Source organism: Silvimonas terrae (assembly GCF_014202765.1).
GTDB lineage: Bacteria > Pseudomonadota > Gammaproteobacteria > Burkholderiales > Chitinibacteraceae > Silvimonas > Silvimonas terrae.
Window position 1 is genome coordinate 323020 of sequence record NZ_JACHHN010000003.1, and the last position, 14176, is coordinate 337195.

Annotated in this window: 9 protein-coding genes and 1 tRNA gene; 6 read left to right on the forward strand and 4 right to left on the reverse strand. The window is 60.0% G+C overall.

Annotated features, from left to right (window positions below):
- Positions 1–3 precede the first annotated feature (3 nt).
- The gene (glgP, locus tag HNQ50_RS08695; RefSeq protein WP_184099624.1) at positions 4–2451 is read left to right on the forward strand and encodes a glycogen/starch/alpha-glucan family phosphorylase; all 2448 of its coding nucleotides are present in this window, start codon (positions 4–6) and stop codon (positions 2449–2451) included.
- A gap of 93 nt (positions 2452–2544) precedes the next feature.
- Positions 2545–3111 carry an NUDIX domain-containing protein gene (locus HNQ50_RS08700; protein WP_184099626.1) on the forward strand — a complete coding sequence of 189 codons (567 nt, stop codon included), beginning with the start codon at positions 2545–2547 and terminating at the stop codon, positions 3109–3111.
- A gap of 73 nt (positions 3112–3184) precedes the next feature.
- Here the strand turns inward: HNQ50_RS08700 and HNQ50_RS08705 are convergent, their stop codons facing one another.
- The 4 genes from HNQ50_RS08705 to mltF form a co-directional block, all read right to left on the reverse strand.
- On the reverse strand, positions 3185–3646 hold the full coding sequence (locus HNQ50_RS08705; protein ID WP_184099628.1) for a hypothetical protein: 462 nt from the start codon (positions 3644–3646) through the stop codon (positions 3185–3187).
- Between the two features lie 182 nt (positions 3647–3828).
- The gene (gene nagZ, locus HNQ50_RS08710; RefSeq protein ID WP_308419145.1) at positions 3829–5424 is read right to left on the reverse strand and encodes a beta-N-acetylhexosaminidase; all 1596 of its coding nucleotides are present in this window, start codon (positions 5422–5424) and stop codon (positions 3829–3831) included.
- A gap of 2 nt (positions 5425–5426) precedes the next feature.
- Positions 5427–6815 carry a glutamate--tRNA ligase gene (gene gltX / locus HNQ50_RS08715; RefSeq protein ID WP_184099630.1) on the reverse strand — a complete coding sequence of 463 codons (1389 nt, stop codon included), beginning with the start codon at positions 6813–6815 and terminating at the stop codon, positions 5427–5429.
- Positions 6816–7544: 729 nt separating this feature from the next.
- Entirely contained in the window at positions 7545–9065 is a 1521-nt protein-coding gene (mltF, locus tag HNQ50_RS08720; protein WP_184099632.1) for a membrane-bound lytic murein transglycosylase MltF, read from the reverse strand.
- Between the two features lie 110 nt (positions 9066–9175).
- Here mltF and HNQ50_RS08725 point away from each other — a divergent pair.
- The 4 genes from HNQ50_RS08725 to HNQ50_RS08740 all read left to right on the forward strand — a co-directional run bounded on the left by HNQ50_RS08725 (position 9176) and on the right by HNQ50_RS08740 (position 14175).
- A tRNA-Ser gene (locus HNQ50_RS08725) sits at positions 9176–9265 on the forward strand.
- Between the two features lie 464 nt (positions 9266–9729).
- Positions 9730–10830, forward strand: a complete 1101-nt coding sequence (locus HNQ50_RS08730; protein ID WP_184099634.1) for a hypothetical protein — start codon at positions 9730–9732, stop codon at positions 10828–10830.
- A gap of 5 nt (positions 10831–10835) precedes the next feature.
- Complete coding sequence (locus HNQ50_RS08735; RefSeq protein ID WP_184099636.1) at positions 10836–12164, forward strand: hypothetical protein; 1329 nt, start codon at positions 10836–10838, stop codon at positions 12162–12164.
- 16 nt (positions 12165–12180) lie between these two features.
- On the forward strand, positions 12181–14175 hold the full coding sequence (locus tag HNQ50_RS08740) for a hypothetical protein (RefSeq protein WP_221303089.1): 1995 nt from the start codon (positions 12181–12183) through the stop codon (positions 14173–14175).
- Position 14176 lies beyond the last annotated feature (1 nt).

A 14176-nucleotide genomic window follows, 5' to 3' on the forward strand; every position in this document is an offset into this window, starting at 1 on the left:
ACAATGACCGTCTCGTTCGTTCATGATTCCCCGAACACCGACGTAGCCTCGCTCAAACGCTCCATTGCCAACAAGCTGGTGTTTGCCATTGGCAAAGACCCGATTTCCGCCCAGCCCAGAGACTGGCTCAATGCCTCTTTCCTGGCCGTGCGGGACCGGCTGATTGAACGCTGGATGCGCACCACCCGCGCGCAGTACTCGCAAGACGTCAAACGCGTGTATTACCTCTCCATGGAGTTTTTGATCGGCCGTGCGCTGACCAATGCCCTGCTTGCCCTGGGTCTGTATGACGAGGTGCGCGGCGCGCTTGATGAACTGGGCATGGATTACAACGAACTGGTGGAACTGGAGCCGGATGCCGCGCTGGGCAACGGTGGCCTGGGCCGGCTGGCGGCGTGTTTCCTGGATTCCATGGCCACGCTGGGTCTGCCAGGTTATGGCTATGGCATCCGTTACGACTACGGTATGTTCAAGCAGCGCATCATCGACGGTAACCAGATCGAAGCGCCGGATTACTGGCTGGCCAATGGCTACCCATGGGAGTTCGAGCGGTTTGAAGTGCAGTATCTGGTGCGCTTTGGCGGCCATCTGCAGCTGGAAGGCTCGCGCACGCGCTGGCTGCAAACGCAGGACGTGTTTGCCGTCGCGCATGACCAGATCATCCCCGGTTACGACACCACGGCCACCAACACGCTGCGCTTGTGGTCGGCGCGCTCGTCCAACGAGATCAATCTCTCCAAGTTCAACCAGGGCGATTACTTTGCCGCCGTGGAAGAAAAGAACCTGTCCGAGAATGTCTCCCGCGTGCTTTACCCGGATGACTCGACCTACAGCGGCAAGGAGTTGCGCCTGCGCCAGGAGTACTTCTTCACCAGCGCCAGCCTGCAGGACATCATCCGCCGCTATCGGCAAACACATGAGGACTTCACGCGCTTTGCCGAGAAAACCTCCATCCACCTGAACGACACACACCCGGTGCTGGCGATTCCGGAACTGATGCGCATCCTGATTGATGATTTTGAAATCAAGTGGGACGACGCCTGGGCGACCACGCAAAAGGTGTTCAGCTATACCAATCACACGCTGATGCAAGAAGCGCTGGAAACCTGGCCGGTCGAGTTGATGAACCGCGTCCTGCCGCGCCACATGAAGCTGATTTTTGAAATCAACGAACGCTTCCTGGACGACACGCGCGAGCAGCATAAAGATGATGTGGACCTCATCCGCCGCATCTCTTTGATTGATGAATCCGGCGAGCGCCGTGTGCGCATGGCCTGGCTCGCCGTGGTGGCCAGCCACAAGATCAATGGCGTATCGCAATTGCATTCGGATCTGATGGTGCAATCCATCTTTGCCGACTTCGCCAAACTGTTCCCGGATCGCTTCTGCAACAAAACCAATGGCATCACCCCGCGCCGCTGGCTGGCACAGGCCAACCCGGCGCTGGCCGGTGTCATCGACCATTACATTGGCAAAACCTGGCGCGGCAATCTGGATGAACTGGCCGAGCTTAAACAGCATGTCGATTTCCCGGCGTTCATTGATGCCGTGGCTGAAGCCAAGTTTGCCAACAAGCAGCGCCTGGCCCAGTACATTGCGCGCAAGATGGGCGGCGTGGTCGATCCACATGCCTTGTTTGACGTACAAGTGAAGCGGATTCACGAATACAAGCGCCAGTTACTGAACGTGCTGCATGTGATCACACGCTACAACCGCATCATCAAGCATCCGGAAAAAGACTGGCAGCCGCGCGTGGTGATCTTTGCCGGCAAGGCCGCGTCGGCCTACAAGATGGCCAAACTGGTCATCAAGCTGATCAACGACGTGGGTCGCAAGATCAACAATGACCCGGCCATTGGCGACAAGCTCAAGGTCGTGTTCATTCCCAACTATGGCGTGAGCCTGGCGGAGTTGATCATCCCGGCGGCAGATTTGTCTGAGCAGATTTCGCTGGCGGGCACGGAGGCATCCGGCACCGGCAACATGAAGTTTGCGCTCAATGGCGCGCTGACCATGGGCACGCTGGATGGGGCCAATGTGGAAATGCGCGACCATGTCGGCCCGGAGAATATCTTTATCTTCGGCAACACTGCAGATCAAGTCGAAGCCTTGCGCAAAAAGGGCTACAACCCACGCGAGTTCTACGATAAAGACAGCGAACTACACGAAGTGCTTAACCTGCTGGCCTCCGGCCATTTCAGCCCGGATGACCCGGAACGCTATCGCGCCATTTTCGACGTGCTGGTGAACTGGGGCGATCATTACCAGTTGCTGGCCGACTATCGCTCTTATATTGATGCGCAAGACCGCGTTGATCAGCTGTATCACAACAAGGCGGCGTGGACGCTGGCAGCGGTACAGAACGTGGCCGGCATGGGGTATTTCTCGTCGGATCGCACGATCCGGGAATACGCGGAAGAAATCTGGAACGTGCAGCCGGTGAAACTCTGACCTGCATCACCATCAAGCGCGGGGCGGCCATGGTCGCCCCGTTTGCATGGGGGCGTGCATAATGCGCCTTTGCGCAATTTTTGAGACTGGGACATGAAAGACGATAGCCACCTGATCGAAACCGGCATTGCCAGCGAGCGTGTGTTTGATGGCGCGTTGCTCCATATCAACCGCGATACCGTACGCCTGCCCGATGGCTCTGAAGCGATCCGGGAATACATTCCCCACCCCGGCGCAGTGATGGTGATCCCGGTGCTGGACGATGGGCGTTTATTGATGGAACGCCAGTTCCGCTATCCGTTCAAGCGCGTGTTTCTGGAGTTCCCGGCCGGCAAGCTGGACCCGAACGAGGACCCGCTGGCCTGCGGCAAGCGCGAGTTGCTGGAAGAAACCGGTTATACCGCGCAGCACTGGCGCAAGCTGGGCGTGCTGCATCCGATCATCAGCTATACGTCCGAGGAAATTCATATTTTCCTCGCCCAGGGGCTGACGGCGGGTGAGGCGCAACTGGATGAAGGTGAGTTTGTGGAGCTGATCATCAAGGAGCAGGCTGAACTCGTGGCCGGCATACTGGATGGCAGCATTACCGATGGCAAGACCATCACCGGGCTGTTCTGGCTGGAACAACTGACCAAAACCGGTCAGTTGACGACCAAATAAACAGACAGCGTGTGGTTCAGACATAAAAAAGGCCGGAACATCCGGCCCTTTTTTATGGTGGTCCCAAGTGAACTCAGGCGGTTTTGGCGTGGGTTTTCGCCTTGGCCGGATGTGTTTTCTTGTGGCTATCGGCTGCTGACTTGTCCGACTTGCTGGTCTTGTGTTGCTTGGCCGCGGGCTTGCCGCTTGCCGCTGGTGCTGCCTGATGGGCTTTCTTGCCAGACGCTGGCTTGGCCGCGCTGCTCTGGTGGCTCTTGTGGCTGGCACTCTTGGCTGGCGTCTTCTTGCCCTTGGCGGAAGAACTCTTGCTGGTGTGTTTGGCGGATTTTTTGCCGGTACTCGCGTGAGTGCTATGCTTGCCGCTGGTGTGGGTACTGGTGTGGGTGCTGGTCGTGGACTTGCCGGCAGGCGCGGCATGGGCTTTGCCAGCGGGCGGTGCGGAAGAGGGATCATCAAACGGCAGCGGTGCGTCTTCAGCGTAGACAGTTACCGATACCAGCAGTGCGCTCAGGCACAGCGCCAGAATTCGTTTCATACAGATTCCCGAAAACGTTGGGTAAAGCGCGGCCAGAGCCGACGCGGGTCGTGGAAAAAACAGACGTTACAAGCTAACGCACGAATCGCAAAAGAGTTGCAGTATAACGATCAGAGCGCCGCAGCCGAAGTGCGTTCATCCAGATATACAAATGGCATGCACTGGCAGGACTAAACCGGGCCTTAGCCTGCCTGCAAACGCGCAGCAATGGCAGCCAGCGCAGCCGGGCGATTGGCAAACACGGTCAGACGGCCCAGGGCAGCCGGAGCAAGGTCAAGATCGTAGGGTAAACGCCCGGCCACCAGCCAGAGCTTTTCTGCCGGCAACGCGGCAATCAGCGCTTGCTGTGCCTGCTGCAAAATCGCGTTGTAGCTGACCATGACCACCTGCGCTGCCGTCGCGGCCTTGTCCAGCACGCGCGCCCGATCAGCCTCGGTAACAGCCAGTGGAATACGGATCTCTTCCACCATGAAGCCCGCAGCGCTGAGCGGTGCGGCCAGCGTATCTGGCCGGGCTTGCACTTCGTCAATCTCGGTCCGCTCACGCACTTCGACGGTGATCAGCAAGACAGGCTGCTGCGGCTGGAGTGGATGCAACTCGCCCGCGACTGTCACTGCGCGCTGATGCACGGATTGCGACAAAGCCAATGCTGCGGGTTGTGCCAGCAAGGGGGTCGGGTCGAGTGGCAAATCCCGCCAGGCCAGCGGGTAGCGTGATTTGAGCGCCAGGATGCGGGCCAATGATGCGTCAATGCGCGACTCGCTGATCTCGCCGCGACTGACCGCGTCTGCCAGCGCGTCCAGAAAGCCTTCTTGCCGCGCCTGAGTATGCGAAATCAACAGGACATCCGCACCTGCCTTGAAGGCCGCCACCGCACCCGCCACTGTGCCAGGGCCTTTGGCGATGGCATCCATTTCCAGGCAGTCTGTAAACAACACGCCGTTAAAACCCATCTCCTCGCGCAAGAGACCGGTGAGCACAGCGCGGGACATGGTCGCCGGGGTGTCCGGGTCCGGTTCAAATGCGGGGAACACCACATGCGAACTCATCACCGTATCGACCCCTGCTGCAATGGCGGCGCGGAACGGGGCAAGTTCCACCTGGTCCAGCCGGGCCCGGTTGTGCGGTACACGCGGCAAGCCAAGGTGAGAGTCCACGTCCGTATCACCGTGTCCTGGAAAGTGTTTGGCGGCAGAGATCATGCCCGCCGCCTGGACACCACGCAGGGCGGCCAGACTCCAGGTGGTGACTTCGTCCACCGTTTCGCCAAATGCCCGCACGCCAATCACCGGATTGCGGCGGTTGTTGTTGACGTCCACATCCGGCACAAAATTGACGTTGAAACCCAGCAACCGCAGCTCTTCATTGGCATAACGGGTCAGCGTTTCGCAATCCGCCACCGAACCCGCCGCGCGATACGCCAGCGCGGAGGGTAAAGGGGTGACGCCATTCTCAATGCGCGCCACCATGCCGCCTTCCTGATCAATGCTGATCATGAGCGGCAAATGGCTGTGTTCTGCATTGATTTCCTGCAAACGCCGGGTCAATGCCGCAATCTGCGCCGGATGATCGACATTGCGCCGGAACAGGATCACCCCGCCCACCTGCCGTTCGCGCAGCATATGTTCGATGTGGGCATTAGGAGTCAGGCCGTCAAAGCCCACCATCAAAAGCTGGCCGATTTTCCGTTTAAGCGAGAGGTTCATGGCGTGGGAGACAAGAGATGAGGCAGAGACAAAAAATGGCGTGAGATTTGATCCATCACGCCATTTTTTCACGATCAAGCAGCCAGACGCTTGAGGACTTCTTCGCGACCCAGCAAGGCCAGCACCGCATCGACCGACGGGGTATGGGTGGTGCCCAGCACCTTGGCACGCACCGGCATGCCCACCAGCGGCATCTTCACCCCCTGTTCCTTGACGAAGTCCTTGATGAACTGGCCCAGCGTCGGTTGATCCCAGGTGGCCAGTGCCGCTGCACCCGCGGCAAATGCAGCCAGGCGGGTCAGGTCATCTGCCGTCAGATGTTTTTCGACCACCTCGGCCGACGGAGTCAGCGGGCGGTAGAAGTATTCGGCCTGGTCAGCCATTTCCACCAGGGTTTGCGAACGGTCTTTCAACAGCGCGCAGACGCCGGTCAGGGCCGGGCCGCCGGCTGTATCAACGCCCTTCTCGGCCAGGAACTGCGCCACCCGGGCCGCCAGGCGGGCGGCATCCGCTACCTTGATGTGCTGGGCGTTCAGCCACAACAGTTTTTCACGATCAAAGCGGCTGGGGCTGGGGCTGACGTCTTTCAGATCAAACCATTCAACAAATTGTGCCATGGTGAAGAATTCATCATCACCATGACCCCAACCCAGACGCGCCAGGTAGTTCAGCAACGCCTCTGGCAGGAAACCGGCCTGGTCGTAATCCACCACGCTCACCGCATCACGGCGCTTGGACAACTTCTGGCCTTGATCATTGTGGATCATCGGCAGATGGCCAAACTGCGGCAGAGTCGCGCCCAGTGCCTTGAAGATGTTGATCTGGCGCGGGGTGTTATTCACATGGTCATCACCCCGAATGACATGGGTGATTTTCATATCCCAGTCATCCACCACCACGCAGAAGTTATAGGTCGGCGTGCCATCCGGACGGGCAATGATCAGATCGTCCAGTTCATTGTTGCTGATCTCGATACGGCCTTTGACCTGGTCATCCCACGCCACCACGCCTTCGATCGGATTCAGGAAACGCACCACCGGCTTCACGTCTGCCGGAATGGCCGGCAAGGTTTTGCCGGCCTGCGGACGCCAGCGACGGTCGTAACGCGGCTTCTCGCCCCGCGCTTCCTGTTCGGCGCGCATGGCTTCGAGTTCTTCCTTGCTGCAATAGCAGTAGTAGGCCGTACCCGCAGCCAGCATTTGCTGGATCACTTCTTTGTAGCGATCCATGCGCTGCATTTGATAGAACGGACCTTCGTCGTAATCCAGTTCCACCCAGTGCATGCCATCCAGAATGGCCTTGACCGACTCTGGCGTGGACCGCTCCAGATCGGTGTCTTCGATCCGCAGCACAAACGTGCCGGCATGTTTGCGGGCATAAGCCCAGGAAAACAGCGCAGTGCGCACGCCACCGATATGCAGCAAACCGGTGGGGCTGGGGGCGAAACGGGTACGGACGGTCACAGTGGGCTCTCAATGAATAATGGCCGGGAAGTGGGCCATTGTACCGGCTAGCGCGCCTGCCGCCAAAAGCGGCTGGCGGGACGCAGGAAAACAGCGCCAGGCCCGAGTGGTATCGGGGTTGGGTCGTTGCTGTTGCCCTTAGGGGTTGAAGTTGTTTTTGACTTTCCTCCCCATTAAAGCCAAGCGCCGAGGGCGTGGAGGGAGACCTTAGGCTCCCGACCAACCGAGGGAAGCCCGGAGGGCCGCCAGGCTGGGGTCGCCTTTCTTTGGTTACTTTCTTTGGAGGCGCAAAGAAAGTGACGTGGGCCCGGCACCCCGGGTATCAAATGCTTTTAAAACCCGCGCCGTCAGGCGCTAACAACCATTGCAATGGTGGATTGTCGCTGCGCTCCGAATCCACCCTACGCGTGGTTCTTGCCGGCAAAGGCCACCGCTGGTGGCCAACTTGGATTCCGGCGTTCGCCGGAATGACGAGTCAGTGAAAGCGGCAGGAAATCATGTTTGCCAATATCACCACCCCGGATTCCCGCTACCGCTCCATCCGGGCTACGACGTGGTTCTGGACAGCGAAGGCCACCTGCGGTGGCCAACTGGATTCCCGCCTCCGCGGGAATGACGAGGTAGTGGTAGGTCGAGCCACCATGCTTGCCTCCTCCCCACAAAACAAAAAACCCGGCTGGCACAAAGCCAAGCCGGGTTTTCATACCACATGAAACGCTGAAATAACCGTTACTGATGCACCATCGCCAACCGCACCGGCGCTGGCTTGACCGCCCCCGCTGCCACGGTTGCCGGCAACGAGGCCGCAGCCTGCACCGGACGCAAAGCGCTGTTGATTTCCAGCGGCAGGTTGCGCGGGTTGCGCACTTCAATCTCGCTCGACAATGTCGGCTGTGAAGTCCCCATGGGCGGCTCGAACCGGGCCAGCACATCGTAGTAGGTACGCAGGCTTTCCACGAACACCACCGGCTCGCCACCACGGGCAAAACCGAATCTGGTCTGCCCGAAATACTTGGGCAGCCGCAGCAAAGGCAGCGTGGTTTTCACGTCGGCCCAGCTATCAGGGTTCTTGTTCATCTTGCGTGCCAGTTCGCGTGCGTCCAGCAAATGCCCCAGCCCCACGTTGTACGCTGCCAGCGCCATGAAGGTGCGATCCGGCTCAGGCACCGCCTGATCCAGCCCGTCCCGCAACGTGGCAATGTAACGTGCTCCGGCCAGAATGCTCTGGTACGGGTTAAGCCGATCCGCCCCCAGCCGCTGCGCGGTTTCGGTGGTCAGCATCATGATGCCGCGCACACCCGTGGGCGAGGCGGCAGCCGGGTCCCAGTGCGACTCCTGATAAGACAGGGCCGCGACCAGACGCCAATCCAGCCCGGTTTTCTGCTGGGCTTCATGGAACCATTTGCGGAACGTGGGCAGTACGTCTTCACGCTTGTCCAGGAATGCCTGGGCATCCATCTGGTCAACGCGGTTGACGTGGCCGTAGTAACGATCCATCAGTTGGCGCAGGGTGCCGTCAGCAATCGCCTGGCCAAAGAACTTCTGGACCATGTCCTGCAGTTCCTTGTCACTTGCGTTGCTGGCCCACGCCAGTTGTTGCGGCTTACCCAGGGTGTCGGTCATGCCCACTTGGGGAAAGTAGTTCTGTGCCACATCAGCGGCGTGCGAATCCACCAGCGCAAAATCTGTGTCGCCGGTTGAAACACCCTGAATCAGGGTCTCGCTATCCTGGTCTTGAACCACCTGCCATGCCAGGGAAGGATGCTGCGCCTTCAAGGCGGTCAGCGTTGGCACGTATTGCGGCAGGGTCTTGATGGTGGCTTCCCCGTTGTAGAGCTTCTGCCAGGCGGCAGCTTCGGTCATGCTGCTATTGAAAACCAGCACAGGGGAAACCGATTGATAGGATGGGCCGAACGCAATGCCAGGATGCGCGCCGTCGTTATGTAAACCGACAGCAATATGCGCTTCATTGCGTTGAAGCCTTTGCAGCAGACTCGCGTAACTGTTGTCCACTACAAACCGGATTTTCAGGCCATTGGATTGGGCAAATTTCGTCACCAGGTCGTATTCCAAACCTGCATAGTTGCCTTCGGCATCGATATAGAGCGCGGTAGGCCCGTTCTGGACCAGTACAACAAGCTCTTTCGAATCTTTCCATGACATCAGGTGTTGTTGGTCGGAAGCCTTTTCGTTCATGCCTCCACACCCCACCAATGCCACTACGGCCATAGAGATCAACCAGCGTTTCATGCGACTCCTGATCGTTGAGGAACCGGCATTCTGCCAATTTTGTTGTGTCAGCACAAATGTAAAGACTTGGCAGCGCCTGTGAAACGGGCTAGAATCCGCCCTCTTGCTGCGGAGAGGTGGCAGAGTGGTTGAATGTACCTGACTCGAAATCAGGCGTAGGTGCAAGCCTACCGGGGGTTCGAATCCCCCCCTCTCCGCCAGCAACATCCCATTTGAAAGGCCGCCTTCTGAAGCGGCCTTTCGCATTTGTGCGCCAGGTTTGCTGCAACCCGCCAGCTGATGCGAGACGGGCAGATTCTAGCCGGGACCCCTTGCCGTCACCCCAGGCTCTTGCAGCATTCTCTTGTCGGGCTCGCTCTGACAGATGCTCATGCGGTTTGTGAACGCCACAGCCGCCACCCCGTGCGAACCGTTTACTACCATAGTCATCCCTGCTGCGTCGCACCAGCCCAAAAACCTTACAAACGAAGATATCTTCGCGCCAGCCGCCAGACGGCATCCACGCCCGCGAAGGCGGGTTCGCGCCGCCTGTTTTCCCTTTTAAATCAAACTCCTTTGTTTTCAAGGCACTGCCGGGTTTTCTTCAAGCTGGCACGTATCGTGCACATAACAAGCCTGTGCGGGGCCCAGTCTCTCGCCAACTTCTATAGACAAGGAGCGGCAAATGCACGATATCGGCACCTCCAGGCCCGGCGGTTGGGGTCCTGGTTACAACGAGTTTGAACAGGAGCTTTCCCCCGAACTGTCCGGTGAGTCTGGCCAGGAACTGGAAGGCGAATTCGAGGGCGAGTTTGAAGGCGAATTTGAAGGTGAGTTCGAGGGCGAATTCGAAGGCGAGTTTGAAAACGAGTTCGAAACTGAAGTTTCGGGCGAGATGCAGGAAATGGAGCTGGCCGCAGAATTGCTGTCGGTGAACAACGAACAGGAGATGGAACAGTTCCTGGGCGGCCTGATCAAGTCCGTGGGCCGGGTGGCAAGCAACTTTGCCAAATCGTCTGCCGGCAAGGCCTTGGGCGGCATTTTGAAAACGGCGGCCAAATCCGCTTTGCCGATTGTGGGCAGCGCACTGGGCAATATGGTGGTACCGGGCGTAGGCGGCATGATTGGCGGCAAGCTGGCCGGTATGGCGGGCAGCGCATTGGGACTGGAGCTGGAGGGCCTTTCCAATGAAGACCGCGAATTTGAAGTGGCCCGTCGGCTGGTACGGATTGGTCAGCAGGCCACACGCCATCTGGCTATCGTCCCGCCCCATATCCCGCCGGCCAAAGCGGCCAAGGTGGCATTCCTGAAAGCCGCACGCCAGGTGGCACCAGGGCTGTTGCCCGCCATGCGGGTCATTGCCCGGCAGGGTGTGGCGGCGGCACGGCAAGCCGGCACCCCGATCTTTGGGCCGGCAATCCCTGGCGTGGCCCGGCCGTACCGTCGGCATCATCATCGGCGGTATGGGTCTGGTGGCGGATATGGCGGCGGCTATGCGGTGCAGCCCTGGGGCGGTTATGGGCAGGGACAGGGGCAGGATTATGGTGGCCAGCAACAACCAGCCTACGCCAGTCAGGGCGGTCAGGGCGGCTATGCTGCACCGGCCGCAGTACGGGCCCCCTCCGCCAGCCAGGGCTATGGCGGCCAGCCCGTGGCCAGCGCCGGTTGCCCCAACTGCGGCACACCGGTACAGGGCGGGGGCATCCCCCAGGGCGGGACCTGGCGGCGTTCACGTAGCGGGCGGGCCATCATCGTCATGCTGGCTCCGCCGCGCCAGAACTGGTGAGCGTGATGGATGCATGTACCCAGGCCTTGCGATTGCTGGAACAGGAAGTCCACGGTATCCGCGCCCGGCTTGATGCGCAGTTGCCCTACGCCTTGCAGATGCCGATGGTGCCGGCGGCCAACGTCAGTGACGCCGCCATGGCCGCCATCGAACAGCATATGCAGGCCGCGCGGCGGCAATTGCGCTTGCGGATCGCCCACTTCCTGCGCCGTTTGCGGCAAATGCAGCCAACGCCCCGTAACGTGGCCGATGCCCAGCACCGGTACGCCCTGCTCAAGCTGTATTTTCACGCCGCGCTGACGCACTTCGAGATTTTTGCTGAAGTGCTCACGCAGCGTAGCCAGCACGGTACAGGGGTGTGGTTATCCGGGCTGGATGTCGCCGCGCAAGATGGCTTGCGCCAACCGGGGCTGCTGCAGGATGTCCCACCGGTGATCTGCTATGTCGAACGCGGGCATGGCGGAGCGATCCGGCGGGCGCGCACCCGCTTGCCAGGGGGCGGCAACAATCCGGTATCCGTGATCCGCATGCCGCGGGAGCGCATGGTGGGCACGGGGATCGCGGCCTCACTGTTTCATGAGGTGGGGCATCAGGCGGCGGCCTTGCTGGGCCTGGTCAATGCATTCAAACGGGCGCTGCAGCAGCGGTTTGGCAGCAGCCAACCACCGCCGCCGGTCTGGCAGGCGTGGGATCGCTGGATCAGTGAAATCCTGGCGGATCTGTGGGCGGTCTCCCGCGTGGGAATTGCCGCGACCTGCGGGTTGATGAGTGTGGTGAGTCTACCGCGTGCGTTTGTGCTGCGGATCAATCTGGACGACCCGCACCCGGCACCGTGGATACGGGTGAAGTTGTCGCTGGCGATGGGTAATGCGCTTTATCCGCATCCGCAATGGGCGCGGCTGGCACACATCTGGGAGCTGCAGTACCCGCGCTCGCAGATGAGCGACAAACAGCGCCAGACATTTGCCCAACTGGACCAATCCATCGGCGAGTTCATCCACATGTTGCTGGCCGTGTCTCCACCCGCCTTGAGCGGCCATAGCCTGGGCGCGGCGCTACGCCTGCCTGATCGCCATCCGCACGCCTTGCTGGCGCGCTGGCAAACCGTCAGGGCGCGCCCGCAACAAATGCTGGCCGACACCCCCACGCTGGCTTTTGCGGTACTGGGCCAGGCCCGTTTCAGCGGTTTGCTACCCGCCAGCCAGGAACTGCAAGTGATTGCCGAGTTGCTGCAACGCTGGGCGCTGGCCGGATACCTGCCATGGCGGGCGGGCAGCAAGGAACTCTCTGTCGTACTGAACCAGCGCCGGCCCCTTGCCGCCGCCTTTGCATGAATAAAGGAGAAAGACAATGAGCACCGTGACGCTTCAAGGGCTGGCCTTGATCCTGCAGCCCAATGCCACCGACCCCAATAGTTATGTTGTGCAGGTTCCGGTTCATCTCTTGCCCAACAAGCTGTTGACCTATACCAGTTACACCGCGGATCAGCCGGTGATCGCTGCCGTAGACAAACTCACCCCGGTGAATGCGTATATCACGCTGACCACCAAGCACAAAAAAGCCGACCTCTCCGCCGCAAGTGGTTTTGAGATCGCAAGAGAAATCAGCCATTTGCTAGACCCGGCTATCCCTCAAGGACAGGCGCTGATTGATGCCGCCGTCAACCTTGTGAATGGCGGTGATGTCACGCTCAACGGAACGATCAATGTGCCTGATGCCGTGGCAGGAGGCACTCCCATTGTGGTGGGGAGTACGCCTGGCGGTTTCGGCCCCAATTTCGACCCCATCGCCGCGTTATCCGGCCCGACCGAAACGGCCGATTACGCCTCCCCGACGGCAGTCAGTCTGCAACGCACGTCACGTCCGCTCACCGGAGATGTCGCGCTCTGGCTACTGATCAAACTCAATGCCGACACGCTGAGTTTTGACAACTACGTGCGCCAGATGGATCTGCTGTTTTTTCCGGATGGCCCCAGCGCCACGCAGCCCGACCCTGCCGGCAGCCAGAAAGCGCCCATCTATCCGGATGCCGCAAAACTGAGTCGCCGCCGTTTCCTGCCGTTTACCGATACCGATGCCTACCGGGCCCTCAAAGTCGCCACCGAAGCCTTTGTGGTGACCTGGGGGGGCGTGGCCCCGCGCGGTCCAGATACCCGGGCTTTGCAGAACATGCTCGCCATCGATCCGGCCGCAGTCGCGCTGGCGAACGAACGTCTTGGGCTGAACATCACCATGCCTGGCGCCTTGAGCAATCAGTACTTTGGCAGCGGCAGCAGCCCTACCCTGCCTTATCTGCAACGCATTGCCATGGCCCTGCAGGGCACCGATGCGGCCGTGGTGATTGAAGACGCGCTGGAACAACAAACCGCCGTGGTGCACCAGATGCAGAAAACGCCAGCGGCAGCCGGGATGTGCGGTGAGGGCTGCTTATGGCTTAACCACTGGAACGACGATATCTCCGCCAAACTCACCCATGCACCGCTGATTGAACTCATCTGGAGTTACTGGATGGAAGAAATGCAGTTGGTGCAGACCATGAACGCGGTGACGCGGCGCTTTCAGAATGTGTCTTCCGGCCCGCGAGACCCGTTGGCACAACTGGAGCTTGATCCACTGCGCCCACTCAACAATCTGATCTGGGGCTGGGTGCAAGACGAGCAACACCGCCTGCCGATCGAGCGCCGCGCGCTGGAATACTGCCATCACTATGGCTTCCAGATTTTCGGCAAAGCGGTGCCCAGTGCGCGGCCGGCAGATAACCGCAGCAAGTTCCTGGAGGCCTTCCATACCCTCTTGAACCTGTGCGTGCCGTTCTTCCGTCAGGCCGACGACACCACCGTGGTGCCGGATGGCTTCCCGCTCCTGAACGCCCTGCGGGAGGTGCATTTGATCCTCTCGGAAGGCGCGCACAACCAGTTCCGCGATCTGCCGACCACGGCGCGCGTGGAAATGATGATGCAGCAATGGTTGCTGGCGCGGCCCGAGTTCCGCGAGTTTCTGCCACGGCGCGCCATGGTGGCCTATCCGGAACCGTGGATGCATTCAGTGGAAAGCATGCGCAAGCTGCAAGGCTGGGGTGACACCAACACCTATCAGTTCTGGCAACTGGCGACGATGGGTGAACAGATTGTGGCGTCGATCCGCTGGGGTGACTGGAACTCCATCAACGACCCGGTCAACGCCGCCAACTGGGCGACCTTCTTCCGGCCGGAGATCCAGACCTATATCCACTCCTACCGCGCCGTAACCGGGATTGATGTCTGCGCTGAACCGGTGGACGTGCAAGTGCCCGGCATCCACCTGTTGCGACGACTGCAGGAACGCAAGGGGGCCAGAGTGGCGTAGC

Bases quoted from the DNA above. Each gene is read 5' to 3' on its own strand.
- glgP (WP_184099624.1), top strand. From the start codon at position 4: ATGACCGTCTCGTTCGTTCATGATTCCCCGAACACCGACGTAGCCTCG.
- HNQ50_RS08700 (WP_184099626.1), top strand. From the start codon at position 2,545: ATGAAAGACGATAGCCACCTGATCGAAACCGGCATTGCCAGCGAGCGT.
- HNQ50_RS08705 (WP_184099628.1), bottom strand. From the start codon at position 3,646: ATGAAACGAATTCTGGCGCTGTGCCTGAGCGCACTGCTGGTATCGGTA.
- mltF (WP_184099632.1), bottom strand. From the start codon at position 9,065: ATGAAACGCTGGTTGATCTCTATGGCCGTAGTGGCATTGGTGGGGTGT.
- HNQ50_RS08730 (WP_184099634.1), top strand. From the start codon at position 9,730: ATGCACGATATCGGCACCTCCAGGCCCGGCGGTTGGGGTCCTGGTTAC.
- HNQ50_RS08735 (WP_184099636.1), top strand. From the start codon at position 10,836: ATGGATGCATGTACCCAGGCCTTGCGATTGCTGGAACAGGAAGTCCAC.
- HNQ50_RS08740 (WP_221303089.1), top strand. From the start codon at position 12,181: ATGAGCACCGTGACGCTTCAAGGGCTGGCCTTGATCCTGCAGCCCAAT.